The organism is Frankia alni ACN14a, from assembly GCF_000058485.1.
Taxonomy (GTDB): Bacteria; Actinomycetota; Actinomycetes; order Frankiales; family Frankiaceae; genus Frankia; species Frankia alni.
In genome coordinates this window covers 6892499-6918994 of the sequence record NC_008278.1, presented here as the reverse complement: position 1 = coordinate 6918994, position 26496 = coordinate 6892499, and the positions used below count along the sequence as shown (strand labels likewise).

General features: G+C 68.8%; 21 protein-coding genes. 13 read left to right on the top strand and 8 right to left on the bottom strand.

From position 1 onward, the window contains the following. Positions 1-64: 64 nt before the first annotated feature. The 3 genes from FRAAL_RS27755 to FRAAL_RS27745 form a co-directional block, all read right to left on the bottom strand. A complete protein-coding gene (locus FRAAL_RS27755; protein ID WP_173402711.1) occupies positions 65-1489 on the bottom strand; it encodes an NAD-dependent succinate-semialdehyde dehydrogenase in 1425 nt (474 codons plus the stop codon). Between the two features lie 998 nt (positions 1490-2487). Beyond that, a complete protein-coding gene (locus FRAAL_RS27750) occupies positions 2488-3870 on the bottom strand; it encodes a sensor histidine kinase (protein ID WP_231861386.1) in 1383 nt (460 codons plus the stop codon). A gap of 7 nt (positions 3871-3877) precedes the next feature. Next, positions 3878-4552 (bottom strand): response regulator transcription factor, encoded by a 675-nt coding sequence (locus FRAAL_RS27745; RefSeq protein ID WP_011607406.1) that lies wholly within the window; start codon positions 4550-4552, stop codon positions 3878-3880. A 690-nt stretch (positions 4553-5242) separates the two neighbouring features. Here FRAAL_RS27745 and FRAAL_RS27740 point away from each other — a divergent pair. Then, entirely contained in the window at positions 5243-6508 is a 1266-nt protein-coding gene (locus FRAAL_RS27740) for a COG4705 family protein (RefSeq protein ID WP_231861385.1), read from the top strand. Positions 6509-6758: 250 nt separating this feature from the next. On the opposite strand, the gene FRAAL_RS35365 is transcribed toward FRAAL_RS27740, so the two are convergent. Next, a complete protein-coding gene (locus tag FRAAL_RS35365) occupies positions 6759-6932 on the bottom strand; it encodes a hypothetical protein (RefSeq protein ID WP_011607404.1) in 174 nt (57 codons plus the stop codon). A 355-nt stretch (positions 6933-7287) separates the two neighbouring features. Here FRAAL_RS35365 and FRAAL_RS27730 point away from each other — a divergent pair, with 355 nt between their 5' ends. Further along, a complete protein-coding gene (locus FRAAL_RS27730; protein ID WP_197537230.1) occupies positions 7288-8652 on the top strand; it encodes a tyrosine-type recombinase/integrase in 1365 nt (454 codons plus the stop codon). A gap of 153 nt (positions 8653-8805) precedes the next feature. Here the strand turns inward: FRAAL_RS27730 and FRAAL_RS34030 are convergent, their stop codons facing one another. From FRAAL_RS34030 to FRAAL_RS33355, 3 genes are all read right to left on the bottom strand, one after another. Next, on the bottom strand, positions 8806-9180 hold the full coding sequence (locus FRAAL_RS34030; protein ID WP_011607402.1) for a hypothetical protein: 375 nt from the start codon (positions 9178-9180) through the stop codon (positions 8806-8808). 79 nt (positions 9181-9259) lie between these two features. Then, complete coding sequence (locus tag FRAAL_RS27720; protein ID WP_231861384.1) at positions 9260-9718, bottom strand: NUDIX hydrolase; 459 nt, start codon at positions 9716-9718, stop codon at positions 9260-9262. Positions 9719-9741: 23 nt separating this feature from the next. Next, positions 9742-10488 (bottom strand): ATP-binding protein, encoded by a 747-nt coding sequence (locus tag FRAAL_RS33355; protein WP_050997272.1) that lies wholly within the window; start codon positions 10486-10488, stop codon positions 9742-9744. 144 nt (positions 10489-10632) lie between these two features. Between FRAAL_RS33355 and FRAAL_RS27710 the strand changes: the two genes are divergently transcribed. From FRAAL_RS27710 to FRAAL_RS27660, 11 genes are all read left to right on the top strand, one after another. Beyond that, complete coding sequence (locus FRAAL_RS27710; protein ID WP_231861383.1) at positions 10633-11703, top strand: helix-turn-helix domain-containing protein; 1071 nt, start codon at positions 10633-10635, stop codon at positions 11701-11703. 6 nt (positions 11704-11709) lie between these two features. Next, positions 11710-11904, top strand: coding sequence for a DUF397 domain-containing protein (locus tag FRAAL_RS27705; RefSeq protein WP_011607398.1), 195 nt, complete (start codon positions 11710-11712; stop codon positions 11902-11904). Between the two features lie 307 nt (positions 11905-12211). After that, on the top strand, positions 12212-12418 hold the full coding sequence (locus tag FRAAL_RS27700) for a hypothetical protein (RefSeq protein ID WP_011607396.1): 207 nt from the start codon (positions 12212-12214) through the stop codon (positions 12416-12418). Further along, positions 12408-12971, top strand: coding sequence for a DUF6879 family protein (locus FRAAL_RS27695; protein ID WP_011607395.1), 564 nt, complete (start codon positions 12408-12410; stop codon positions 12969-12971). The genes FRAAL_RS27700 and FRAAL_RS27695 overlap by 11 nt, the downstream gene beginning before the upstream one ends. Before the next feature lie 29 nt (positions 12972-13000). Next, entirely contained in the window at positions 13001-13834 is an 834-nt protein-coding gene (locus FRAAL_RS27690) for a helix-turn-helix domain-containing protein (RefSeq protein ID WP_011607394.1), read from the top strand. 151 nt (positions 13835-13985) lie between these two features. Then, the gene (gene fxlM / locus FRAAL_RS27685; RefSeq protein WP_231861382.1) at positions 13986-15224 is read left to right on the top strand and encodes a methyltransferase, FxLD system; all 1239 of its coding nucleotides are present in this window, start codon (positions 13986-13988) and stop codon (positions 15222-15224) included. 58 nt (positions 15225-15282) lie between these two features. After that, positions 15283-15474: an FxLD family lanthipeptide gene (locus FRAAL_RS27680; RefSeq protein WP_011607392.1), complete on the top strand. Its 192-nt coding sequence runs from the start codon at positions 15283-15285 to the stop codon at positions 15472-15474. 78 nt (positions 15475-15552) lie between these two features. Beyond that, positions 15553-18660 carry a lantibiotic dehydratase gene (locus FRAAL_RS27675; protein ID WP_041939876.1) on the top strand — a complete coding sequence of 1036 codons (3108 nt, stop codon included), beginning with the start codon at positions 15553-15555 and terminating at the stop codon, positions 18658-18660. After that, positions 18657-19841: a lanthionine synthetase C family protein gene (locus FRAAL_RS27670; protein WP_197537229.1), complete on the top strand. Its 1185-nt coding sequence runs from the start codon at positions 18657-18659 to the stop codon at positions 19839-19841. The genes FRAAL_RS27675 and FRAAL_RS27670 overlap by 4 nt, the downstream gene beginning before the upstream one ends. Then, positions 19823-20791: a thiopeptide-type bacteriocin biosynthesis protein gene (locus tag FRAAL_RS27665; RefSeq protein ID WP_011607389.1), complete on the top strand. Its 969-nt coding sequence runs from the start codon at positions 19823-19825 to the stop codon at positions 20789-20791. Before FRAAL_RS27670 ends, FRAAL_RS27665 begins: the two co-directional genes overlap by 19 nt. 2 nt (positions 20792-20793) lie before the next feature. Continuing rightward, positions 20794-22068, top strand: a complete 1275-nt coding sequence (locus tag FRAAL_RS27660) for a hypothetical protein (protein WP_011607388.1) — start codon at positions 20794-20796, stop codon at positions 22066-22068. A 363-nt stretch (positions 22069-22431) separates the two neighbouring features. Here FRAAL_RS27660 and FRAAL_RS27655 read toward each other — a convergent pair whose 3' ends face one another. Then, a complete protein-coding gene (locus FRAAL_RS27655) occupies positions 22432-26052 on the bottom strand; it encodes an NACHT and WD repeat domain-containing protein (protein WP_011607387.1) in 3621 nt (1206 codons plus the stop codon). Positions 26053-26496 lie beyond the last annotated feature (444 nt).

Genomic DNA, 26496 nt, shown 5'->3' with positions numbered 1-26496 from the left:
ACCCGCGTCAGGCGCAAGGGACATGGGCGCCGCAGTGAGCAGGGGCACACCGCCCGAGCGGGCATCAGCCCAGAGCGTCGGTGATCGGCGCGTCCGTCCCCATCGTCACGATCAGCTTCCGGTTGGCGAACTCCTTGATGCCGAGGTGGGACAGCTCCCGGCCGTAGCCGGACCGCTTGATGCCGCCGAAGGGCAGTTCCGGCTCGGATGACGTCGGATGGTTAATCCACACCATCCCGCTCTCGATCCGGCTGGCGACTGCACGCGCCCGGGAGATGTCGCTGCTGAACACCGCACCGCCGAGACCGTAAGGCGAGTCGTTCGCCAAGGAGACCGCCTGGTCATCGTCCTGTACCCGATAGACGACTGCGATCGGCCCGAACAGCTCTTCGTGATAGGCGCGCATCTTCGGCGTCACGCCGACGAGGACCGTCGGTTGCACGAACGCTCCGGGGTGGTCGACGTGCCCGCCGCCGACGACCGCGGTCGCTCCCTTGTCCAGCGCGTCGCGGACCTGGTCCACCAGCGTCTGGGCGGCCGGCTCGGAGCACACCGGTGCCAGTGTGGTGGCCTCGTCAACGGGGTCGCCCGGAACCAGTTCGAGCATCCGTTCGGCCAGCGCGGTCACGAACCGGTCGAATACCTCGGATATCACGATCACCCGCTTGGCGCTCACACAGCTTTGCCCCATGTTGTGCAGGCGGCCGATCAGGGCCGCTTCGACGGTGCGGTCGAGGTTGTTGTCGTCGAGCACGATGAACGGGTCGCTGCCGCCCAGCTCGAGGACGCTCTTCTTCACGTTTCGGCCGGCGGTCTCACCGACGCTGACGCCGGCCCGGTCGCTTCCGGTCAGCGATGCGCCCCGAACGACATCAGACTCAATCACCCGGTAGACCTCGCGGCCGGGAATCAGGAGGTTGGTGTACACGCCTCGCGGTGCGCCCGCGTCGGCGAACAGCTGCTCCACGGCCAGCGCCGACTGTGGCGTATTGCTTGCGGGCTTGAGTAGAATGGTGTTCCCCAACACCAGGTTGGGCGCCGCGAACCGGACGGTCTGGTAAACCGGGAAGTTCCAGGGCTGGACGCCAAGGATCACCCCCAGTGGATCATTGATGACAGTGGCCGAACCGTCTCTGAAATCCAGCGGCTCGTCGGCGAGCAGCACGGGGGCCTTGTCGGCGTAGTACTGCAGAATCCGCGCGGAAAGGTCAATCTCGGCGCGGCTGTGCCGGATGAGCTTGCCCATCTCAAGGGTCACCAGGCGGGCCAGGTGCTCGGAGCGATCACGCACCAGCTGCGCGGCTCGACCGACCAGCGCGGCCCGATCGTCAACGCTGGTACCGCGCCAGGACTGGAATGCCTGATGTGCCTCTCGGATCGCGCGGTCGACGTCCTGCTCGCCCATGGGAGGGAATTCGCGAAGTATTTCGTTGTTATATGGGTTGATGCTGGCGATTGGACTATGCCGGACGGCGGTAGACGTAGGCATGGGCTGTTCCCTTCTCGACATTCCGGACACATGCGTTCTTACAGCGAACACCGGGCACAGCTCGGTGTGTATCCTCGGCACGACCTAGCCTGGTTTACCCGGTGGTCTTGGTCGTAGTCCGACAGGACGTAGCCATCCGACGTGTACGGGATCGATGAAGGGGGTAACCCCGGCCAGTATTTTGGGCTTGGAGTCTGATGCGTTCGGTCTGACGCGCGACGGGTGCCCGCCACCGCCGCCCATGTGTACCCTCTGGCCGAGTTTCGGATTGCTGCCGAGATGCGGTGATGGATGTCGCAAACTGCCGAGGTCCGGCAGCGGCACAGTGGCAGGGACCGGCTTTCCCGCTGCCCTGCCTGTCAAGATGATCCCGCGGTGACCCGCTCGACCGGCTGGCCGGCCACTTGGCCGCCTCCCGGACTGACCGGCTCGTCCAGGCCCTCGCCCCGGACGCGGCCGTCGTCCGGCTGCGCCGTGAGTACAACCCTGGCCGAGCTGACCGCCCTGCGCCGCCAACTCCGCCCTGCCACCGGCGCTGGGCAATCCAGCAGGACCCCATCGTTCATGTCGCGCCCCGGAGCGCACGGCCGGCCGGACATCCGTGGTCCGGCCGGCCGACCGCGCGACCGCGGCGATCCACGCCTTCCTCGACGCCGGATCGCTCCCCGCTGCCCTCAACCCGACCCTGGCTGCGATCGACCGTGGTGCGATCCGCGACGGTCTCGCCATTGTCGACCACTGGCTCACTCGGCTCTGCGAGACCGCTGGCGTCGATCCGGTCGCCTACCCGATCCGCCGCCCGGAGCCCGCCACGACTGACAGCGCACCAGGCACCTCCTTTGACCGCGCCGATATCCACCACCTGGCCGGCCGACCGAACGCTGATCTGGCATTGGAGCTGCGCACGCTCCGGGCTGCGGTTGGACTGCCAGAGCACCTACCGGGCCGGACTCGGCCCTCCTCGGCGAGCTACGCACTTCGAGCTCTGACTCACCGATTCACCCGCCTCGGGCTGGGCTTGTTCGGGCGGCGCGGCCGCCCGGAAACGTGACGGCGAACGTGGCGCCGCCATGCTGGTTGCGCTGCTCGACGAGCGAGACGTCGCCTCCGCCGCTGCGCGCCACACGCCTCGCAAGCGAGAGGCCGAGGCCAGAGCCCCCGTTCCCGCTCCAGCCAGGTTCGAACAACGTCTCCACCCACTGGTCTGGCACCCCGGGGCCGCTGTCGGCCACGAGCAGAGCCACGCTTCGGCCGTCGGCCCGCGCACTGACCCAGGCGCGGTCTGAGACCTGGAGTGCGTTGTTCAGGATCGGAGAGACCGCGCGGATTGCGAGTGCCGCGGGAACGTTGATCGAAAGTGCCGGGGACAGGTCGACGTTCAGGTGGCCGCCGGGCATAGGCAGGCCCTCGAGCTCGACCGCCAGGTCGTCTAGCTGCGTACGGTCGCTGTGAAGCGCCTGGCTGTGGCGGCGCGCAAGGTCCAGCAGCACACTGATCGTGTTGGACATCGACGCGCTGGAGTTCTTGATGAGCGCGACGTCCTCGCGCGCTTGGTCGTCCAGATCGGTTCGCAGCGCAAGCAGGTACGCGGCTCCGTGGATGGTGGTCAACGGCGTCCGAAGCTCGTGGGCGAGCTCCGAAGTGAGACGCTGCTCGGCCCTGATGACAGTGACCGCCTTGTCCAGCAGCCCGTCTAGGGTGTTGCCGAGAGCTCGGATCTCGTTGGTCGGGGCTCCGAGTGCAAACCGGCGCTCGAGGTCGTGCTCGCTCCACTCGTCGGCTGTACGCGCCATCTGCGCCACCGGGCTCAGCACCCGCTTGCTGATCCACGCCGCCGAGCCGGCGGCCATGAGGACGAGCAGCGCACCAGCGATGATAGAGACCACCATCGCTACCTGTTCGTTCCGCTCGTATGGAGCTAAGGGCTCGGTGATGATCACCACCCCCTGTAGCTTTGGAGAGGTCATGAATGGCAGGGCCATGATGGCGAAGCGGTCACCGCCTTCGACAATGCGCTTTTTGGTAGCTACGGACAGTCCTTTGAACTCCTCCTGCATCGAGGGCGGAACGGTTCCGGCGACCTGTGACCCCGACTTGTCGTAGACCGCGACGCCCGGGTCGAGCTGGGACCGCGGCACGTTCAGGACGCCGTCGGGCGATGCCGCACTGATGCCGGTCACCAGGGCCCTGGCGTGATCGTTCAGTATCCGCTCCGTGGTGCTGCTCGCGGCGCCTGCGAGGGAGATCTGGACGACGATCACCAGACCGGCGGCGATGGCGCTGGCGAGGACGGCCGTGATCGTGACGAGCTGTGCCCGCAGACTGAGTCGGTCGCGCCACTCCCGCCACCAGGTCACAACCCGTGAAGCCCAGTTCGCCACCGTTCGCCTAGCCATCCATCCGCGTCATCGTGAATCCGACTGCTCGAACCGTCTCGATTCCAGTCGGTGAGTCGATCGACTCGAGTTTGGTCCGCAGGCGGTGGATGAAGGAGTCGACGGTATTGTCGCTGATGATCGCTCCGTCGGGCCATGCCGCGGCGATGACGCTCCTTCTGCGCACCACCTCGTGCGGCCGAGCGATGATCGCCGCCAGCATGCGAAACTCCGTGGGGCTGAGGCGCACTTGTCCCGCCGCGGTCCGGGCCGAGTGCGTGATTGGGTCGAGAACAAGCCCGTCGGCGCTGATGCCGCCGGCAGGTCCACGGCGCGCCAGAACCTCGAGGCGTGCCAGAAGCACCTTGAGGTCGAACGGCTTGGTGACGTAGTCGTCCGCGCCAGCGGCGAAACCAGCAAGATGGTCGTGCGTCGCATCGAGCGCAGTCAGGAAGAGGACGGGAGCGTGCTGCCCGGCTGACTTAAGCGCCTGGACGACATCTCGGCCGTCAGCGTCCGGCAGGCCGATGTCCATTATGATCACGCTGATGTTGTTGTCCGGACTGAACTGGCGGAGCGCCTCACGGCCATCATGGGCGACGACCACCTCGTAGCCAGCCTGGCGCAGCCCCCGGACAAGGATGGTCCGGATGGATTCCTGGTCCTCGCATACCCCGATCGCGATCATCGCTTCCTCCGTCAGTACTGCGCGACCCTTCATGTCCCCGCATGGTGACAAGCAGAACCTGCACGCAACCTTGACGGCGAGCGCCAGGCGGAGATGTGCCGCGCTACGGCGGCGTCGGGCGGGCTGAAGGTCGGTACAGGGTGCGAGCCTCGGCCCGGTAGAGAGCCCCACACGCGAGACCTGCGTAGCTGAACGTCGGGCTCACGATCTGTCCGTGGCGTGAGCCCAGTAGCCGCAGCCCCGGAGCGCACGCACTGATCGTCTGATGGGGTCATCGGCCAGCGGGAGCCGCATCTCGGACGGAGGTTTGTTCAGGATGGTTGCAGGCCCGCGGCGACGTCCGGGACGTCCTCGCCGAGATGTTCCTTCCACTTCTCCCAGCACACTAGCTCACCCAGCTCGGGAGGTCCGCCCATGAGGGACCTCCCCGGCCGCTGCCAGCGGCCGAGCCGGGCCCTCACGATGAGGTGGGAGGGTTCTTGCCTCGTCGCCAGCGTCGCGGGCCGTCCAGCAGCAGCGCCTTGCGATCAGCCGATGCCTGGCCGAGAAAAACGCGGGCACCTCGAACTCATCGGCGAGCCTGGCGGCCACGCCTGCGGCTGCGAGTGCCGTCATCGCCACCCTGACCCACGAACCCGGGCCGACATTCGCACAGGTTGATTGCAGGATCCCTTCGCGATGCTGCCGGACATGACTACCGAACTGCCCCTGGGCCCACCATCCTCCCGGGCGCGCGAGATGCTGAACAAGGTTCCCGAGATCACGATCTGGTTCTGGGTAATCAAGATCCTTTGTACGACCGTCGGCGAGAGCTTCGCCGACTGGATCAACACGACGCTCGGCGTCGGCCTCACCAACACGGCGCTCATCTTCACCGCCGTCCTGGCCGCGGTGCTCTACGTGCAGATGCGACTCCGCCGATACGTGCCGTTGGCCTACTGGCTCACCGTCGTGGTCGTGAGTATCACCGGCACGCTCTACACCGACATCCTCACGGATAGCCGGGGCGTTCCGCTGAAGGTGAGCACCACGGTCTTCGCTGTCCTCCTGGCGATCGTCTTCGGCATCTGGTACGCGCGCGAGCGCACCCTGTCGATCCACAGCATCGCCTCGACGCCCCGCGAGGCGTTCTACTGGCTCGCGGTCCTGGTGACCTTCGCACTCGGTACGGCGGCCGGCGACTGGACCCTCGAGCTCAGCGGCTGGGGCCCTGGCAAGTCGGTCCTGCTCCCGGCCGCCCTCATCGCCACCGTCGTCGTCGCCTGGCGGCTCGGCGGGCAGCCGGTGCTCGCCTTCTGGTTGGCCTATATCCTCACCCGGCCGCTGGGCGCCAACATCGGCGACTGGTTCGCGACCCCGAAGTCCGAGCAGGGACTGGGCCTCGGCACCGCTCTCACCAGTGTGATCTTCCTTGTCGCCATCGGGGCCACCGTCCTCTACCTCACCTGGTCGAAGGCGGACGTCATCCCCGAGTCGGAGGCCCCGGACACCCGCGTCCACGGCTCAGGTCCCAGCCGAGAGCCACTCGCCCTCGGCCTCTACGTCGTGGCTGCGGTCGCGGCCGGGCTCCTGCTCCACCACACCTCGCAGATCCCGCACACGTCTCCGCTCGCCGCGGAGGAGGGCGGCGGATCGGCCTCCAACAACATCCAGCTCACGCCCGCTCAGGCAGTCGCCAACTTCCCAAAGGCCGACGTCGCCAGCTTCAAGACGATCGTCGACGACACGCTCACCAGGTTGGACTCGGGCGACCAGAGCGGTGCCACGGCTCGGATCAAGGATCTCGAGACGGCCTGGGACGACGATCAGTCCAAGCTCAAGCCCATGGACGGCAATGCCTGGACGTTCCTCGACGGTCGGATCGACGACGTCCTGAGCGCACTGCGGGCATCCCACCCTGACCCCGCGACCGAGAAGCAGGTGTTGACCACGCTGTCTACGTCCTTGGGCGGCTGACGAGCCGCACGGTGGATGGTCGTCAAGCCGGCTGCCACACCCTGTCCAGACAGAGGCGTGGCAGCCGGCTTGTTGTGCTGCTTGGCCACGGCCGCTGGTTCGCATGGCGAGGGACAAGCTTGATGTTCTTGCGAACGTTGCAACGCGAGCACGGATAGATTCGCCTTCCGGGGCTTCGCAGCGTCCGTGCACGGGCTTGATGCGGGGGCGCCGCACTTCGGGCACGTGACGAGCCTGGCCCGCTCGACGGTCACCGGATCGGAAGCCGTGCCACCGGCACGCCGGTGCCATTCGTCGACCTGGCGGCGTAGTCGGCCAGCGCCTGCTGGTACCGGCCTTCGTGGACGAGGGAGACGCGGGGCGCGGGTGGTGTGTCCGGCTCCAGCGGTCTCCAGCCCGGATCAAAGGCCGCGAACGACCGCATGCTGACCCAGTCCCAGCAGCGGTGGCTACCGACAGGACTCGACTGCTCCAGAGCCAAAGGAGACTCGAACCACCTGCCCGGCCCGCCGACCTGCAGTTTCGGCGGGCACGAGCACGTCCACAACGTGCGAACCAACCTGTTTCTGCAGGTCAGGCGGTTCGTCACGCTGCGGGGTGGAGGTGAGGGGACTCGAACCCCTGGCCTCCTCCGTGCGAGGGAGCATTTGCGTCCAAGTACGCCTGTTCAATCGATCTCGGGCAAGCCATAAACTGCTGGTCAGACGGTACTTTTCGTGTCGCCTCCTGTCGGATGTTACCGGCGGGTTCGTCCGCGTCCACGGACAAATCACGGACGGATGATCAGTGGGACGGTGGTCGGGATGGGCTACGCGAAGAAGCGGATTGGTAAGGACGGCAAGCCTCGGTACACGGCGTGCTACCTGGATCTGCGTGGCCGGGTGCGGTCGGCAGGGACGTTCACCGGGAAGCGGGACGCGGACCGGGCCTGGCAGCAGGCGGAGGTCAAGCAGCGCGAGGGCCGGGTCGGCGACCCGCGGCGTGGCCGGCGGACGTTCGGTGAGTACGTCCAGGAGACCTGGTTTCCCAACCATGTGATGGAGCCGCGCACCCGCGAGACCTACCGGTACAACCTCGACGCGCACATCCTGCCCTGGTTCACCGGGATGCGGATGGCCGAGATTATGCCGGCGGACGTCCGCGAGTGGGTGACCGACCAGAGCAACCGGGGTCTTGGCCCGAACGTGATCGACAAGAACATGACGATTCTCAGCGCGATCTTCACCACCGCGCTGAACGATCAGATGACGTTCCTGCACGCATGCCGTGGCGTGAAGATCCCCGAAGTTCCGAAGAAGCCGCTACAGATCATCACTCCCGAGCAGTTCGACCTGATCTACGGAAAGCTGAGCGACGCGGTCCTCCAACTCCTCGTCGAGGTCGACATCGAGAGTGGGATGCGCTGGGGCGAGCTGACGGAGCTGCGTCCCCGGGACCTCAACCTCACCACCGGAATCGTCACCGTTAGCCGGGCCGTGGTGGAGCTGAGCCCGAAGGATCACCCGACCGGCGGCCGGTTCCTCGTGCAGGAGTACCCGAAGAACAAGAAGTACCGCCGCTTCAAGATCAGCCGGCAGGTGGTCGACAAGCTCCAGACGTACATCCAGTCGACGGGACTCGGAACAGACGACCTGCTGTTCCCCATGCCGGACCAGGACCTGCCCGCGGTCCAGATCGGGCTGCCGACGGAGCCGGACGAGCCTGCCCTGACCGAGCCGAACGCGAAGGGCAGGCAGTACCGGCACGGCACGATCACCGCGTATTCGATGGCCCCCTGCCGATGCCAGCCCTGCAAGGGTGCATACGCGGCCTATCGAGCGAAGCGACGGGCAGCAGGCAAGGACAACCCACGCAAGCGGCGCCGCCGCGACACCGACGGTCACATCCCCGGCGACTGGTTCCGCAAGCAGGTCTGGCATCCGGCGGTCGAGGCGGCCGGGATCGGCCGACGCGTCCGCGTTCACGATCTCCGGCACGCGCACGCTTCCTGGCTCCTCGCCGGCGGAGCGGACCTCCAAGTCGTGAAGGAGCGCCTCGGCCACGGCTCGATCGCCACCACCCAGCGCTACCTGCACACCCTGCCGACCGCCGACGAGACGGCCCTCAACGCGCTTGATCGCATCCGCGGCCGGAGTACCGCGTAGCGCGACCCACGTCCGGGTGTCCGGCCGGGGCCGGTCCCGGTGGTTGCCGAGCAGGTCGAGGCTGGCGAGGCGGTTCCGGTCGTCTCGTCCGGGCGATGGTCCCCAGAATGTTCCTTGTGCTGGTCAACAGCTCGGGGGCCATCCCGGACACGGTCAGCGGGAACGTCGGATGGTGCGTCGCCGTGGCGGGTGGTGATGACGGCGGTCGGCCGGGGTGCACCACACCAGGCGAACTTCCGTTCCCCGGTAGGAGAACAGCCACAGGGCGCGGTCAGGGGAGGAGAACGACCCGCGGAGTTGCCCGTCGCAGGAAACGACGTGGACCTGGTCGTCGAACTGGAGTCCCCAGGCGACGACCGGATCTTTACGTCGCTCGGGGGTGATCTCGACGAGGGCGAAGAGGCGGGGTGCCAGCCGGGAGACGAACGCCTCCAACATTCCCGCGAGGTCCTGCCCGACCACGATCCGGGCCGGCGTCGTCGGTGCGATGAGGCCGGGGCGGCCCAGTGACTGGTCGTCGGCCGTCATACCCGTGCTCCTGTCGTCCAGGGTTCCGCTGGCCAGGCACCTGCAGGACCGACTCGGTCCGTGAGGGCGTTCATCGGCTTCATGAGGGGGCTCGGGCAGAGTCCGGAGTCGGACAGGGGTTCCAACCGATCTCGGCATAGGGGGTGTTGGTCAGCAGCGCGGGGAGGACGGCCGCGTCCCAGGCGGCCAGCGGCGCCGGTGGCTGTCCCGGCGAGCACCATTGCCTGGTCGGCTGCCGGGTCGGTGTGTCAGTGACGCTGGCGCGGGTGGGCACAGGCTGGCCGATCCAGTGTCCGACGCTGATGACGAGGCCGAGACCGGCCAGACCAGTGACGGACCGGTGGGCGCTGATGTGGGCGAGGAGAAGGTCGCGCTCGGCCACCTCGATCCCGAGGACCTGGCGAACAAACGCGACGGTTTGCCGATAGGGCTGCACCTCGAATGTCAGGACAGTCGACGGCAACGCCCACGTCCCCGTCTCGGTGCGGATGAGCAGCACCCGCCCCGACGAGTCGATCAGTAAGGCATGCGCGGTCATTCGCAGCCGCGGTCGTGGCGTGCTCATCCGAGTGGCACCGCCCGCCTCGAACCTGACGAGGAGATCACCGAGACACCGAGCCCTTCATGATCGCATCCGGGATCGTCACGACGGTTCGGTCTGATCGGCAGACCGCCGACATGGACACGTTGCCGATCATCGAGTTTGCGTAGTCCCTCGACGGCCCGTCTCAGCAGCATCGGATCGTCGATGAAGGTCACTGGAAACGGCGCGTCCGGCACAGCGGTCCGCGTGCGCCTCGCCAGTGATTCCGGCGGCCCGGGGTCCGCCTGCACGAACTGTTCGTGGGGTGTTGGGGAAGGCGCGGTCCGCAGCTCGACCCAGACGACCTTTCCACCGGTCACGGGCCGGTACCAGGACCACTGTGCGCTCAACGCGTCGACCAGAAACAGCCCACGGCCGCTTTCGGCGGTAGGCGTCTGATCCTGCAACGCCGGAGGGCGGACGTCGCGGTCCCAGACCTCGAGGAGGAGCCGTGAGCCCATCCTGCTGATCCGCAGCGAGACGGACGCCATGGCCCTCTCCTGCCTCGGCACCTCTGACGGGTCGAGCGACGCGGCGACGGTCGTCGACGCTCTGACCGCATTGGTGATCAACTCGGAGACGAGCAGGACCGCATTGTCCGTGGTCTCGGGGTCGATGTGCCAGCTCTCAATCGTCTCTCGGGCACGGCTGCGGGCGGCCCGAGCGGCCGTGTCGGACACCGGAAAATGGAAGAGGCGGATGTGCGCGGACCCGGTCGGCGTCATGCGGCAGCCCGGCCGAGGTCCGCAGCGGAACCCTGCTGGTCGTCCCACAGCACTCGGACGTACACGCAACGCTGGTGAACACGCGGCAACCCGGCGGCCGCAGGATCTGGTGGCGGGGACTGGCTGACCTCGCCGGCTCTCCAGGTGGTGGATGAGTTCGTCTCCAAGGATCTTCACCCCGTCCCTTCCCGACCGGATGCCTCCGGTGCCGCGCGCGACCCCATGAGGCGATCGACTCGCTACGATGCGGATGTTGCAGCAACTATGAACGTTGCTGCAACGGCGCGCAAGGGTCGAAAAGGTCCCGCGGGCCTGGCCCGTGTAGCGTCCGATCTGACCGAGATCATGATCGAAAGGGGAGTGGTGATGCCCCGGCGACCACCGTCCGCGCGTGCTCGTGGCCTCGGCGCCGAGTTGCGGGACCTGCGGGCAGGTCATGGACTCACCAGCCGCTCCGTCGCCGCGCAGCTTGGCTGGTCCCCGAGCACCCTGAGCCGACTGGAGAACGGCCTGCGGGGCATCAGCGCCGAGGATGTGGCCGCGCTTCTCGTCGTCTACAAGGTCACGGGCCCAGAGCGCGAGCGGCTGCTGTCCCTCGCCCGCGAAGTTGACCGCCCCGGCTGGTGGGAGACCGGCCTGCCCGGACTACCGAGCCAGCTCCCCGCTTTGATCGGATTCGAGTCGCAGGCCAGGCGGATCGTGGATGTCTCGATGCTGCTGGTTCCGGGCCTGCTTCAGACGGCCGACTACGCCCGTGCGGTCATGGTCGACGGCGGGGTCGCTGCGCACGAGGTCGAAGCCCGCGTGGTCACCCGCCTCGGCCGACAGACCGTGCTCAGCCGATCCGACCCACCCGAACTGCACGTGCTCCTCGACGAGGCGGTGATCCGCAGGCCCGTGAGCAGCGCGGACGTCATGGCCAGCCAACTCCGCCAACTCATCGCCGCCGGTCGTCGCCCCTCGATCACCGTGCAGGTCATCCCGTTCGGGGTCGGCGCGCACCTCGGCGTGCACGGCTCCTATGTCGCCTTCGACTTCGACAAGGCGCCGAGCATCGTCCACCTCGAGCACCTGCGATCCAGCCTCTTCGTCGACGAACCCGCCGACGTCCGGCCCTTCCTACAAGCCGCCGATACGCTGGCAGGACAAGCACTCGACCCCATCAGGTCCGCGGAGTTCCTGACGTCCGCGGCCGACGGCTACGAACGGAGGTGAGCCGCGGTGGACCTCTCCGGAGCCGAGTGGCGCAAGTCGAGCCACAGTGCCACCCAGACCAACTGCGTGGAGATCGCCCGTGTCGCGGACGTCGTGGCCGTCCGTGACTCGAAGGACCCCGACGGCCCGGTACTCGTCTTCACCCCGAGCGAGTGGGCCGCCTTCCTGGCTGGTGCCCGCGACGGCGAGTTCAACCTGTAGCGGGAGTTCAACCTGTAGCGGGCTGACCGCGGCGGCGGGACCGCGCCACCGTGGTGAGAACGAAAGGCGACCTCCTTCGCCGTCGGTATCCATCCCTTCGGCTCTTTGCGGTATCCGTGCTCGGCGCGGCGACGTTGCTCTGCTCCAGTCCCGGGTCCCGGTCGGCTGGGCGGTCCGGCCCCTCGCCGAGGTAGACCGATCGACCGAGAGCCACCCCGGCCTGGCGCAGTCTATACCTGGGCCGCTTGGCATATTCACTTTGGTCGTGCATGATTCTGGAGTCGGCCCGGCTCCCGAAGGAGATCCTGTGAAGATCGACCGTGTCCGCGGCACCTGCAACGACGTCAAGACCTGCCCCACCCTGTACCGGACCGATCGCGGCACCGTGATCGTCCAGGGCTGGAACGTCACCGACGAGGAAGCGCTGGGGCAGCTCGGCGCGCTTCCCTCGGGCGAGTCGGTGGTGGAGATCCCGGCCGAGCTGGTAGCCGAGGTGCTCGGGCGTGTTGAGTGAGTCCGAGCTCGACCCGCTGTTCAACGACGCGCGGTCGGAGTGGTTCCGGCTGGAGGGCCACCACACGTACAGCACGACGGTCGAGCAGCCACGGCTACACGCCTACCTGGCTGGTGAGCCTTACGACCAGGCCAGCGAGCCGACGGCGTGGCTGGCGGAGATCCATGACCGGGTCGCCGGCGGGCTGAGGTTCCGCAAGGTGCGGGTGCTGCAGGGTCCGCTGAGCGCCTACGAGCGCTGGGAATGCGAGTGGTCCTACCCGGCGACCGAGCGGGCCGGGCAGCGCACCTTCGTGCTCGACCTGGCGGAGACTCCCGACCCGCCGGCCCTGCCCGACTACGACTGGTGGATGTTCGACGAGCGGCTCGTCCTGCGGATGCACTACGACGCGGCGGGCAACTTCGTCGGCGGTGAGCTCCTCGACGATCCGATCGCCGCAGCCGCACACGTCTCGTTCCGGGACGCGGCCTTGGCGGCGGCGGTCCCCTTCCCCGCCTACTGGGCCGGGCATCCGCAGTACTGGCGGCGGAACTGGCAGGATTGGCCTGCGTGACGGTCACAGATCCGAGGAACCGCGGCTGAATGGACCCGGAACGCTACGTCGCCGACCGCGAGACCCTCGCTGCCCGCCTGCGTGAGCTCCGTCGGGCGACCGGGCTGACGGGCGTGCAGGCGGCGGCGAGCACCGGCATGTCCCAGCCCAAGATCTCGAAGTTGGAGAACGGCCGGCTGCTGCCGTCCGAACACGATGTCGAGATCCTGCTCGACCTCTACCGGGCCAACGGGCAGGAACGCTCCGCGCTGCTCGCCCTGGCCGCCCGCCTGCATGCCACGCTGGAAAGCAACCGGACGATTCTGCATCGCGGCGCCGCCCGCAAGCAGGCCGAGATCGGCGAGGTCGAGGCGGACGCGACCGTCCTGCGGTACTTCACCCCGGGCGGGATCTCCGGCCTGCTGCAGACCGCCGAGTACATGCGGCGGGTGTTCACGCTTGCGCTGACCGGCGCGGAACTGGCTCGGACGGTCGCCGCCCGCCAGCAGCGTCAGCAGGCGCTGCACGCGCCGGGCAAGCAGTTCACCTTCATCCTGACCGAGGCGGCTCTGCGCTGGCGGTTCTGCCCGGACGACGTCATGGCCGCCCAGGCCGCTCACATCGCCTCGCTGTCGACCCTGAGCAACGTCCGGATCGGCGTGATCCCGCTGACCGCCCGTCCCGGCGACATCCCGCTGCACGGGTACGAGATCTTCGACGAACGCCTGGTCACCATCGGCCTGGAGCACGCCACCGTCGCGGTCACCGACCCCCGCGACATCGCCACCTACCTGCAGCTGTTCGAGGTGATGGCGAACGCCGCCGAGTTCGGCGAGTCGGCGCGGGCCCGGCTGGGCACCATCGCCCGCGACTTTCAGCCGTAACCTCCTTCCCCGGGCTGCCAGGCTGTGGCATGCTGCCTGATATTCACTCCAATATTGAATAGTCGCTGTCCCTGGCGACGGAGGCAGGCGATCCGCACCACGACTGGCCGATCCTCACCACCGACTGGCAGAGAGCAGCTGGATGACTCAGATGGTTGACACGTCCACCGGTCGCGACCGGGCGACGGAGATCCGTAATGCCCTGACGGACAAGCTTCGCGCGGACGGCGTGATTACCTCGCCCGTCGTCGAGCGGGCCTTCCGCACGGTGCCGCGGCACCTGTTCGTCCCCGAGGGCACGCCGCTGGAGGTCTCCTACAACGCCGACGACTCGGTGGCGGTCAAACGCGACCAGGACGGCGTGATCATCTCCTCGGTCAGCGCTCCGTTCATCCAGGCCCAGATGATCGAGCAGGCCGGGCTCGGGCCCGGCATGAGCGTGCTGGAGATCGGCGGCGGTGGCTTCAATGCCGCTCTCCTGGCCGAGGTCGTCGGTCCGAGTGGCCGCGTGGTCAGCGTGGACATCGACTCGGAGGTGACCGACCGGGCCAGCGCTCTGCTGGAGGCGACCGGGTACGGCGGCCGGGTCACGGTTGTGCGGGCCGACGCCGAGGACGGCGTGCCCGACCTCGACGAGAGGGTCGACGCAATTCTTGTGACGGTCGGAGCGTGGGACATCGCGCCGACCTGGCTTGCGCAGTTGTCCGAGGACGGCAGGATCGTCGTTCCGCTGCGGATGAACGGAATCACTCGCTCGATCGGCTTCCGCCGCGAGGGTGACCATCTGGTGAGCACCTCGGCGCAGGTGTGCGGGTTCGTCCCGATGCAGGGATCGGGCGCACATGACGAGCGGGTCTTCCTGCTTCCCGACGCGCAGGGCCGCAACGTCAAGCTGCGATTCGACGGCGACGTGCCGCAGGACATGAGTCTGCTGGACGGAGTCCTGGCGACCGAGCGCGACGAGAGGTGGTCCGGGGTCACGATCAGGCATGGCGTCTCGTTCGCCGACCTGCACCTGTGGTTCGCCAGCTTCCTGCGCGGATTCTGCAAGCTGGCGGTGGATGAGGGAACTGATCTGGCCGCGGAACGCCGGAGCTGGTTCCCCTTCGGGGTCGTGCGCGATGACTCCTTCGCCTACCTGGCGGTGCGCCCGGCCCTGGAAGGCGCCGGAGTCGAGTTCGGCGCGCGCGCCTATGGGGCACGCGGCGAGACCGCCGCCACCGCCATGGTCGAACAGATCCAGGCCTGGGACCGCTGGGCCCGAAGCGGCCCGGCCCCCACCTTCGCCTACTGGCCGACCGGCGCCGACCGCACCCCGATCGGCGAGGGCACGGCGGCGTTGGAGAAGACCCACGGCCTGGTCACGATCTCCTGGCCGACCGCCCGCTGACCATCACCGCAGGCCAGGAAGCACCACCCCAACCCCAGCAACGTGAGGAGTCGCCTCAATGTCGCCAGTGCTTGCGGTCGATCGCCCCGAGTCCACGGACTCCGCGATCGACGACGCGGAGTTCGAGCTCGACATGCGCGTGGTGGAGTCCACCACGCGACTCGTGATCATGATGTGTGACACGAGCGATGGCTGCGGCAGCAGCTGCAGCACCAGCGCCTGCAGCACCGCGTCCAACGACCCGTCCTGACGCGGCGCGCCGCCGCCTGAGTCGCTGGGCGCCGGCGCCGGCGGCGGCTGCGGTCCGGTGCGACGAGATGGGATCGCCATGACCGTGTCCCTGCGCTTCCAGCACACCGGCGCCGTCCTGGTTCGTGCGACCACGGACCCCGGCGACCTCGAGCTGCCGACCTGGCTGAACCTGTCCGACCCTGCCGCGGTCGAGCAGGAAGGCCGGGCATGGTTGGCGAAGATCTGGGTGCGCCCGGAGGTACGCGAGGCGCTACAGCTGGCCAGCACGGCTCTCGCCGCGCGTATCGACCAGCTCCTCGACGAGGGCGCCAGGCCCCACACGGCGAAGGAGATGCGTCGCGCCATCGTCTCGGTGGCGTCCTATCTGCTGCGGTGGCAGCGGCGCGCGACCCCGTTCGGCCTGTTCGCCGGGGTCGGCGCCGCCGCCCTCGGCCCCGCGATGGCCGAGGTGGGGGCGGGGCACCGGGCGGTGGTGCGGGCGGACGCGGAATGGGTCACGACGCTGATCGACCAGCTCGAACGACGCCCGGAGCTGCGCCCCCGGCTGACGGTGGTGGCCGACAACACCCGGACCGTGCGGGATGGCCGGGTCATCGTGCACAGCCGGGCCGAGGTGGGCGCATCATCTCCGGGGCCGCTGCGGGAGTCGTCGGTACGGCTCACCCGGCCCGTCCAGGTCGCGCTGGCTGCGGCCGGCTCGCCGATCCGGCTCGACGCCCTCGCCGCCCGGATGACCACCAGGTTCCCGTCCGCCTCCCCAGGCAAGATCCGCATGGTGCTGGACGGTCTGGTCGACGGGGGCTTCCTGATCACGAGCCTGTGGCCACCGATGACGGCCGTCGACGCCTTGGCCTATCTGATCTGCGCGTTACGTTCGGCCGGGGGAGAGGACCTGGCCGACCTCGGCGCGCTGCTGCACGAACTCGACGACATCAGCGCGCAGCTGGCTTGCCACAACAGCACCTCCAACCTGGAGCAGGCGGCGAAGATCCGGAACGCGGTCATCGGGCAGATGACCGCGCTCGTCCCCGTCGCCGGGCACGCGCTGGCCGCCGACGTGCGGCTCGACGCGCGGATCGCTGTCCCCGAGCGGGTGTTGACCGAGGCTGCGCTCGCGGCCAGCGTGCTGCTGCGGGTGACGACGCAGCCGTTCGGCTCGGCGGCCTGGCTGGACTACCACGCCCGGTTCCGCGCCCGTTACGGTCCCGGCGCGCTGGTGCCGGTCCGGGAGATGGTCGCCGACTCCGGGCTCGGATATCCCACCGGCTATCTCGGTGCGCCCCGGGCCAGGCCCGCCTGGCGGATGCTGACCGAGCGCGACGCCGCCCTGTTGGCGTTGATCCAGCAGGCCACCGTGGACGGGGCCGAGGAGATCGAGCTGACCGACGCAGACATCGAGGCGTTGACCATCGGGGAGCACGCCGACATCGTCCCGCCACAGCGGATCGAACTCGGGGTCGAGGTGCACGCCGTCTCGACCGAGGCGATCGACCGCGGCGATTTCCAGCTGCGCGTCACCGCCGCGCCGCGCGCCCCCACCAGCATGGCCGGACGGTTCGCCCACCTGCTCGACGACGCCGACCGCGCCCGGCTGGCCGCCACGTTCACCGCGGAACCCGAGGCGGGAGCGCCGGACGGGGCGGTGGCGGTGCAGATGTCCTTCCCGCCACGTCGGCCGCACAACGAGAACGTGGTGCGCGTCGCGCCGCTGCTCCCGGACGTCGTCTCGCTGTCGGAGCATCCTGAATCCACCCACCCTGATGTCAGGGTGATCGAGGTCGACGACCTGGCTGTAACGGCCGATGCCGACCAGATGTACCTGGTTCAGCGCTCCACCGGTCGGCGGGTGATCCCGCGGGTTCCCCATGCTCTGGACACGGTTGTGCAGAGCCCACCGCTGGCCCGGTTCCTCGCCGAGGTCGCCGATGCGCGCAGCGCGCGGTTCGGAGGGTTCGACCTTGGCGCGGCCCGCGTCCTGCCCTACGTGCCGCGTATCCGGTACCGGCGTACGGTGCTGGCCGCCGCCCGCTGGATTCTCACCGCCGCGGACCTGCCCGGCCCTCCGGCCGGCGGCGGCGCGCAGGATGCTCTGGGTTCCTGGCGACAACGGTGGCGGGTGCCGGCCCGGATCGTGCTGTGCCACGGTGAGCTGCGCCTGCCCCTCGACCTCGATCAGGAGCTGGACCGGGCCCTGTTACGGGCTCAGGCGGAGCGAGCCGGGCGAGTCGAGCTACAGGAAGCCGGTCCGGCCGGCTGCGAGGGATGGATCGGGCGCCCGGCAGAGCTGCTGATCCCACTGACCGCGATCACCTCGCCCGCCCGGCCGCTACCAGCGACCGCAGCGCCAGGCGCCGTCCTTCGACCAGGTGACTCCGCGGTGCTGCACGCGCAGGTGGTGGGCAACCCCGCGCGGTTCGACGAGATCCTCACCGCTCACCTGCCCAGGTTCCTCGACGACCTCGATGGTCTGGTCCGGTTCTGGTGGGTGCGTCGGCACCGCAACCTGATCCTTCCCGAGTCCGATCAGCATCTCGCCGTGTTCCTGCACCTGGGCAGCCCCGAACAGTACGGACCGGCCGCCGCGAAGGTGGCCGCCTTCGCGTCCGAGCTGGAAGCGCGCGGGCTCCCCTGCCAGCTCACCCTCGCCTCCCACCCGCAGCATCCCGCCCGTTACGGCGACGGCCCGGCGCTCGCTGCGGCCGAGCGCGTGTTCGCCACCGACACCGCAGCCGCCATCGCGCAGATCGCGACGGCGCAGGCCTCCGGGGTTCCCGCGCAGGCGCTGGCCGCGGCGTCGATGGCGCACCTGGCCGCTGCCTTCGCCCCCGAACCGGAATCCGGATGTCGGGCGCTCGTCGCCTGCCTGCGTCAGGAACACGGGCCGCTGGACCGGACGCTGCGCGACCACGCGCTTGGCCTGGCCGAGGCCGACGGACGATATCGAGCCATTCGCACCCTGCCGGGCGGGGATGCGGTCGCGGCGGCCTGGGCCGCCAGGGACACCGCGCTGACCGCCTACCATCGCGCCCTCGCCGAGCAGCGCGATCCGGCAGCCGTGCTTCGCACCCTGCTGCACGAGCACCACGTACGCGCCATCGGCGTCGATCCGACGCACGAGCGGGAGACCGGCCGACTCGCCCGCGCCGCCGCGCTGCGCCGCCTTGCTCGGGCTGGTGCCCGGTGAACCCCGCCGAGGGCACCGGCCTGGTGACGCTCACCGCTGCCGAGGCGACCAGGCAATCCCTGGCCCGGGGCGCGGTGGGGACAGCGCTGCTGCAGGTCGAGCGGGCCCTGGCCGGCTCCGGGGACTGGGAGACGGCTCGGACGACGATCCGGCGGGCGGTGGCCGGGCCGGTCGATGCCGCCGAGCACACCGGCCTGTATTACGGGGCGCCCGCCCTCGCCTTCCTGCTGCACACCGTCTCCGATCAACATCCGCGATACCGCGCGGCCTCCGAGGCGCTGATCGAGCACGTGCTATCCCTGGCCCGTCGGCGTCTGGCGACCGCGGCCGGCAGGATCGAGCGCGGTGAGGCTGCCACGTTCGCCGAGTTCGACGTCTTCTATGGGCTGACGGGGATCGGTGCGCTGCTGTTGCGGTGTAGTCCCGGTAGCGACGTCCTCGCCGAGATCCTGCGGTACGTGATCAGCCTGACCAGGCCACACCGCCAGGACAGCATCGAGCTGCCGGGATGGTGGGTCGCGCACGACCCGGATGAGATCCTGCCGACTCCCGGCGGCCACGCGAACTTCGGTATGGCGCACGGCGCGGCCGGGCTGCTCGCCTTCCTCGCTCTCGCCGCCGCCCGCGGCTGCCTGGTCGACGGCCAACCCGAGGCGATCGCCGTTCTGACCGGCTGGTTCGACCGATGGCGCCAAGACGGCGCGGACGGGCCGTGGTGGCCGCAGTGGATCACCCGGGAGGAGCTGGGGACCGGCCGTCCCGCCCAGCCTCGTCCCGACCGAGGGTCGTGGTGTTACGGGACGGCCGGCATCGCCCGCGCCCAGCAGCTCGCCGCGATCGCCACTGGCGACCCCCGACGCGTCGAAGCGGCAGAGGATGCCCTGGCCGCGAGCCTGACCGACATCCAGCTCGATCGGATCACCGAGCCGGGCCTGTGCCACGGCATGGCCGGGATCTACCAGACCGCCTACCGGGCCGCCCGCGACGCGCAGACCCCCGCCCTCGGCCGCCGGCTTCCCGCGCTGGCCGCCCGGCTGGCCCAGCACGCAGGTCCGTTCGGGGATCAGGACGACAAGGGCGGGTTGCTGACCGGAAGCGCAGGGGTGGCCCTGGCGCTGGAAACCGCCCGGCACACCGGGCCGCCACGTACGGGATGGGACGCATGCCTGCTGATCACCTGATCGTCACGTCCCCGTACGGCCTCGCCGCCGGTGTCCTCGCGGTGCTCGCGGGCGCCGATCTGGAGGTCACCGCGGCCAACAGCGCTCTGGACCCGATTGACCTTGACGAAGCCGTCGAGGTCTTCCAGGCCGCCGGGCTCGCAGCGCTGGAACGATCCGCCGAGCACGCCTGCTACCAGGTGTGTGTCCAGTTTCCCGACTGGTCGGCTGCCGAGGCGGTCGGTGCTACCGGGCTCGGGCCGCGGCTGGACCGACTCCAGGCCGGCGGCGAGATCGAGGGATGGTGGTTCCTGCGCAAGTATCCCTGTTGGCGACTGCGCCTGCCCGGTGCGGACCGCGGCGCCGTCGATCGGGTGCTCGACGAGCTGACCGACACCGGGGTCGTCGCACGCTGGTGGCCGACGGTGTACGAGCCTGAGACCGCCGCTTTCGGCGGGACGGCCGGGATGGACGTCGCCCACGACCTGTTCTGCGCCGATTCCCGCGGCGTGCTCGACTACGTGCGCCATGATGCTCCCGGCCTCGGCCGTCGCGAACTGTCGATCCTGCTGCTCGGCGGCCTCCTCCGCGCCGCAGGACTCGACGTGTTCGAGTGCGGCGACGTCTTCGACCGGGTTGCCCGGCTGCGACCTACACCAGCCGAGGCCGACGCCGCCCGGATCGAACGCCTGGCGCAGAACGTGCGCGCTCTCCTGTCGATCCCTGACCTGTCCACCAGTGAACTGTTCACCTCCGGTGGGCCGGTCGAGCACGCCGCGCCCTGGCTTGCCGCGTTCCAGACCGCCGGCCGCCGGCTCGACGACGCCGCCGCGCGAGGTGGCCTGGACCGTGGGGTCCGGGCGATCATGACCCATGTGCTGATCTTTCACTGGAACCGGTTCGGCCTGTCCGCCGCCAGCCAGGGCATCCTCGCCCGCGCCGCGACCACAGCCCTCCTGCCCCGGAGCTGACCATGAATCCCGCGACGCTGGCCGCCTCCCGCCGCTTCCCCCTCGTCGGCCGTCCCCGGCCCGCCTGCCCCGCTCTCCCCGATCGCGTCAACGAGATCGCGGACATCGCACAGGGCGCGGTGCAGGAAGGCGCGGACGGGCTGGCCGAAGGGGCGCACGCCCTGAACAAAGCCGCGCTGGTGGCGAGCGACTGCGGCATGCCGACTCTGGCCCGCGACCTGTGCTGGCAGCACATCAACATCTACCGCTCCGCCGACCGTCCGCTCACCGTGCTCCAGACCAGGTACATGCTCGAACCCGTCCTCAACCTCGCCCGGCTCCACTTCCGCGCCGGCGCCGACGACCGGGCGCTGCGGCTGCTGACGTCGATGTACCGGGCCGTCACGTCTCACACCGACCTGGTCGTCGACGGCCACGCCCTGCCGTCGACCGGTCTCACCGGCACGCGACACGACCATCACAAGCTGCGCGAATGGGTGTGGCTGCATCTCGTCGGGGACGGAATCCGCGCACTGGCTCTCGCCGGACGGTGGGACGACGCCGTCGCCCATGCGCGCGCTCACCGAGGGATCGGCCTACACCTCATGGAAGGTCGGCAGGCGAAGATCCTGGCTCACTGCCTGAACGGACGCCCAGCGGCGGCGATTACGGCACTGGCCGGCAGCACCCCGGAACAACCATGGGAGCTCCAGGTCGCCTCCTGCCTGAACGTGATGTGCACCGACGGGACTCCGGCCAGCCGGAACATCGACGAGATGATCGAGCACTTCGTCGGACAGGAACCGATGCCCGGCTATGTGGTCTTCCGTGCCCAGCTCGGACTCACCGTCGCCACGCTCGCCAGGACGACCGACCGGGCGGCAGCCAACGGCGTCCTCGCTCAGGTGGCCGACGAAGTGATCAAAGCCGGAGACGGCTACGCCGCCCGCGACGTGCTCCGACATCCAGACACGCGGGCGGCGGACTTGACCAGTGAGCAGGGCAGTGCACTTGTCGACGTGCTGACCTCCTCGGGCCTGGAGGCAGGAAGGTTGCCGGAGCCCCTGCTGCGTTCCCTGCTCAGCTCCGCCCGAACTGCGGCCGAGGCTTTGAACTCGTCGATACCGCTGCGCGACCATCTCGTCGCCGTGGAGGCCAGTCCCAGGCCGGGTGTCCACCTCAACGCGCGGAACTGTGCTCCAGGCCTCCCCGCCGAGCAGCCAGGAGTCGAGGGCGGCGAGACTGACCCAGTCCGGCCTCGAGGATCACGTGGCCATCGACTTGCCGATCTTCCCTGAAGGTTCCTGGCCGCGTCAGCGGCGGAAACCTGATTACCCCCATGTCGCGCGCGGCGATCTCGACCTTCTCAGCAAGACCACAGGCACCGACAAATAGCAGACGATCGAGAAGGCCAAGCGCATCCCTGAGCTCTGCACGGCCCTGCGTCTACACGCACGTACGCTCCTGTCAGCTCCTCGGCACCCGCCACAGCGCCAAAAGAAATCCATGATCAACCGATGTGTCAACGTTCTACGAGCCCCGATATGGATGTTGCTGCCGACTGACCTTGGATCGATCCAGCAAGCGGTCGATACCCTCACGAGCCCCTCTCCGATCCCCTCGGTGAAGGTCGCCGAAGGTGAATCGAGGGCGAGTCACCGTCATAGGACAGTGCCGGCCAACGCCTGCCAGAGGATGATCGCTCGATCATCCCCGGCGGAAGCGAGCAGTACCCGGCCGTCGGGCAGCGCCAGCGTTGCCACCGCGTTGACTGGCTCGGTGTGGCCGGTGAGGGCACCGACTGCGACGGCGGTGACTGGGTTCCACAAGCGCACTGATCCGTCGTCCCCGGCGGAGGCGAGGAGTATCCGGCTGTCAGGCAGCGGTACTGCGGTCAACGCATTCACCCCGGCCGTGTGGCCAGTGAGGATACCGGCCAGGGTGCCGGCGATCGGATCCCACAACCGCACCGACCCGTCGTATCCGGCGGAAGCGAGCAGTACCCGGCCGTCGGGCAGCGCCAGCGTTGCCACCGCGTTGACTGGCTCGGTGTGGCCGGTGAGGGCACCGACTGCGACGGCGGTGACTGGGTTCCACAAGCGCACTGATCCGTCGTCCCCGGCGGAGGCGAGGAGTATCCGGCTGTCAGGCAGCGGTACTGCGGTCAACGCATTCACCCCGGCCGTGTGGCCAGTGAGGGCACCGACAGCGGTGGCGGCGATCGGATCCCACAACCGCACCGAGCCATCGTTACCTGCGGAGGCGAGCAGCGTCCCGCCGCCAGGTAGCGGCACCGCGGCCAGCGTGCGTACCCAACCGGTGTGGCCGGTGAGAATACCGGCAGGAGTGCCCTCGGTCGGATCCCACAACCGCAGAGACCCCTCGGCTCCAGCGGAGGCGAGCAGTATCCCGCCGCCAGGTAGCGGCACCGCGGCCAGCGTGCGCACCCAGTCGGTGTGGCTGCTCAGAGTACCGGTGAGGGTGGCGGTGATCGGATCCCACAGCCGAACCGACCCGTCGGACCCGGCGGAGGCGAGCAGCGTCCCGCCGTCGGGCAGCGGCACGGCCGTCAGGGCGTTCACCCAGTCGGTGTGGCCGGTGAGGGTGCCGGCGGGGGTGCCCTCAATCGGATCCCACAACCGCACCGCTCTGTCGTCCCCGGCGGTAGCGAGCAGCGTCCCGCCGTCGGGTAGCGGCACTGCTGTCACCGCGCGGACACCGGCGGTGTGGCCGGTGAGGGTACCGACAGCGGTGGCGGCGATCGGATCCCACAACCGCACCGAGCCATCGTTACCTGCGGAGGCGAGCAGCGCCCCGTCGTCGGGCAGCGGCACCACCGCCAGGGCGTTCACCCGGCCGGTATGGCCGGTGAGGGTGGCGGTGATCGGATCCCACAGCCGAACCGACCCGTCGGACCCGGCGGAGGCGAGCAGCGTCCCGCCGTCGGGCAGCGGCACGGCCGTCAGGGCGTTCACCCAGTCGGTGTGGCCGGTGAGGGTGCCGGCGGGGGTGCCCTCAATCGGATCCCACAACCGCACCGCTCTGTCGTCCCCGGCGGTAGCGAGCAGCGTCCCGCCGTCGGGTAGCGGCACTGCTGTCACCGCGCGCACCCAGTCGGTGTGGCCGGTAAGAGTGCCGGCAAGGGTGCCGGCGACCGGATCCCACAGCCGCACCGCCTTGTCGGCCCCGGCGGAGGCGAGCAGTGTTCTGCCGTCAGTCAGCGGTACCACGGCCAGCGAGAATCCTCCGACGGTGTGGCCGGTGAGGGTGCCGGCGGGGGTGCCCTCGATCGGATCCCACAACCGTATGGATCCGTCGTCGCCAGCGGAGGCGAGCAGCGTCCTGCCGTCACGCAGCGGTACCACGGCCAGCGCGAACACCCTGGCGGTGTGGCCGGTGAGGGTGCCCGCGGGGGTGCCCTCGATCGGATCCCACAACCGTATGGATCCGTCGTCGCCAGCGGAGGCGAGTAGCGTCCTGCCGTCACGCAGCGGCACTGCCGTCACCGCGCGCACCGTTTTGGTGTGGCCGATGAGGGTGCGGTGGCTGTTACCTGTCCACATGGCCCGGATTGGATGCCAGGTCTCGTCGACGAGGGACGCGGCGCGGTCAGCAAACGTGTCGGCGCGCATCTTGCGGGCAGACACCTCTATCCATCGCAGCCACAATGCGTCATCGTTGTTATGGCCGGCTGCCAGTTCCAGTGCGGCAAGTGCCTTCTTGGCCTCGGCTGTGGTCAGGTGCCGGCGCTGACGCAGCAGGCATGCCACACCAACAAAAAGTCCGAACTGCGGGTCGGTGATGAGCTCGTCGAGTTGGCCGCCGAGCGCGGCATGTTCGGCGAGATACGTCCGGGCGTACCGGCCCGCGACAGCCCAGTCCCGTCGCCCCACCGGACCCGACGGTTCCACCGCCACGGCGATACGACGATGGGCCGCACGAGTCGCTGCAGCCAGATCGTAGGCCAGCTCCCGCAATCCATCGTCGTCGCTGTCGAGCAGGGACGTGCCGTCGCAGAAGTCTCGGAGGCTTTGATGCCGCGGTACGTACAGGTCTGGGTCACCGCCGCGACGGACCGCTAGAAAAGGTTTCAACATTCCTCGAAGGATCGTGCGCGTCATTGCCGGAGGAACATCGGCCCATGCGGCGATCCGCGCCACGGACATAGGCTCTCGGATTGCCGTGACCGTTGTCAGTACCGGTAATCCGGCAGTTTCCCACAGATGGTCACCAAGTTCATCTTGCCAGCGTCGCACGTTTTCTGCATAATACCCCGCTAGGCTCGCTGGCAGCCGGTCCACTCCCTTAGGCGACCGGCCGTGGTCCCGGATCTGATCGAGGATCGATAGAGCGTAGATCCACACTCCGCCGGACCTCTCCACCAAGGTCCGGCAGAACCGGTGAGAATCCATCTGGGCACGATTCAGTGGCTCGGAGAGCAGCGGATCCCGTGCGGTCACCACAGTCAGATAGTCTAGTAGATCCGTCCGGTTCGCCTCACTTTCCACATCGATGCGTTCCACCACCCGGGATCCGGCCGGTATCCGTATCGACTTCGGTCGGGTCGTCGCCACGATCACCGTGCCCGCCGGCAAGTTCGGCGGCAACCCCAACGGGAGCTCACCACCCACCGAGACCGGTGCCTCGTCCAAGCCGTCGATAAGCAGTACCACCGGTACGCCGGGATCGTCTCGGTCCCGCGCTGTGGCCGAGTCGCACAACCGGCCGTGCAACCACCCCGTAGTCCCCGCGCCCTCGGGAAGAACCCCGCCCGGCGCCGCATCTGTCAGCTTCCACCGCGCGATGAGCTGTGCGGCCAGGTTCCGCCGCGCCGTCGCCGAATCTCGCCCCTCTGCCAGCCGGGTGAAATGCGCCGGCCACGCTCGAGTGAATGCCAGATAGGCCGCCAGGGCTGACTTCCCCATCCCCGCCTCGGCCTCGACTAATAGGAATCCACCCCGCCGCCGCTGTACACACAAGGCCAGGAAGGCGTCGATCTTCCCGATCAGCTTTTCCCGACCCCGGAACAAGCCTACTGGGTTAGTCGGCTCCTCGGGATCGACGAGCCGTAGATCACCTGGTAGCGGATCAAGGTCGATCACGGCCTGTCGTAACAACCGGAATGGCCCCTGGAAATATTGCTGAACCGCCGTGCCGTAGTTGATGCCGACAGCCTGCCCGCCACCTGGTGCCGACAGGTCACCTACCTTGATCTGAGCATCGTACTGCGACGCCCGGTCATCGCCCGAAGCCGTCGAGAAATGCTGCGGCGTCTGCGTCACGAGCCAGCACCATCTCGATGTTGGATCATTTGCCCGAAGTTCACTCCCGCAACCTGACCGCCATCTGACGCCGACACGCCACCGATCCGGACGTCCCCGACGCGCGGGCTACCTGACGGCGGCGGAGACGGAGGATCGTCCGGCGGCGGGACAGGATCCGGATCCGTCGTCCGCCACGCCACCCACCCTGTGACCACGCCACCGACGAGCACGGCGACTAGCAGGCACACCCACGCCCACAGTGCATGGCCGCCGAGCTGGCCGCCCGCGGCCCCCGCCGCGCCCGCCATCGCGAATGTGATGCCACCACCGACCGCCGCGACCTGCCGACGTGACATTCCCGCCCCCGTATAACTATCAGGCACACACGCTGACGGCTACGATCGTAACCCCTCACACGAACCCACCGATCTCCCGCACGCTTGCGGAAGCCAACAACACCAG

What these genes read in the sequence shown, in the direction of transcription:
- FRAAL_RS27755 (WP_173402711.1), bottom strand. Translation starts at nt 1,489, where the DNA reads ATGCCTACGTCTACCGCCGTCCGGCATAGTCCAATCGCCAGCATCAAC.
- FRAAL_RS27745 (WP_011607406.1), bottom strand. Translation starts at nt 4,552, where the DNA reads ATGATCGCGATCGGGGTATGCGAGGACCAGGAATCCATCCGGACCATC.
- FRAAL_RS27740 (WP_231861385.1), top strand. Translation starts at nt 5,243, where the DNA reads ATGACTACCGAACTGCCCCTGGGCCCACCATCCTCCCGGGCGCGCGAG.
- FRAAL_RS35365 (WP_011607404.1), bottom strand. Translation starts at nt 6,932, where the DNA reads ATGCGGTCGTTCGCGGCCTTTGATCCGGGCTGGAGACCGCTGGAGCCG.
- FRAAL_RS27730 (WP_197537230.1), top strand. Translation starts at nt 7,288, where the DNA reads ATGATCAGTGGGACGGTGGTCGGGATGGGCTACGCGAAGAAGCGGATT.
- FRAAL_RS34030 (WP_011607402.1), bottom strand. Translation starts at nt 9,180, where the DNA reads ATGACGGCCGACGACCAGTCACTGGGCCGCCCCGGCCTCATCGCACCG.
- FRAAL_RS27720 (WP_231861384.1), bottom strand. Translation starts at nt 9,718, where the DNA reads ATGACCGCGCATGCCTTACTGATCGACTCGTCGGGGCGGGTGCTGCTC.
- FRAAL_RS33355 (WP_050997272.1), bottom strand. Translation starts at nt 10,488, where the DNA reads ATGACGCCGACCGGGTCCGCGCACATCCGCCTCTTCCATTTTCCGGTG.
- FRAAL_RS27690 (WP_011607394.1), top strand. Translation starts at nt 13,001, where the DNA reads ATGGACCCGGAACGCTACGTCGCCGACCGCGAGACCCTCGCTGCCCGC.
- fxlM (WP_231861382.1), top strand. Translation starts at nt 13,986, where the DNA reads ATGGTTGACACGTCCACCGGTCGCGACCGGGCGACGGAGATCCGTAAT.
- FRAAL_RS27680 (WP_011607392.1), top strand. Translation starts at nt 15,283, where the DNA reads ATGTCGCCAGTGCTTGCGGTCGATCGCCCCGAGTCCACGGACTCCGCG.
- FRAAL_RS27675 (WP_041939876.1), top strand. Translation starts at nt 15,553, where the DNA reads ATGACCGTGTCCCTGCGCTTCCAGCACACCGGCGCCGTCCTGGTTCGT.
- FRAAL_RS27665 (WP_011607389.1), top strand. Translation starts at nt 19,823, where the DNA reads ATGCCTGCTGATCACCTGATCGTCACGTCCCCGTACGGCCTCGCCGCC.
- FRAAL_RS27660 (WP_011607388.1), top strand. Translation starts at nt 20,794, where the DNA reads ATGAATCCCGCGACGCTGGCCGCCTCCCGCCGCTTCCCCCTCGTCGGC.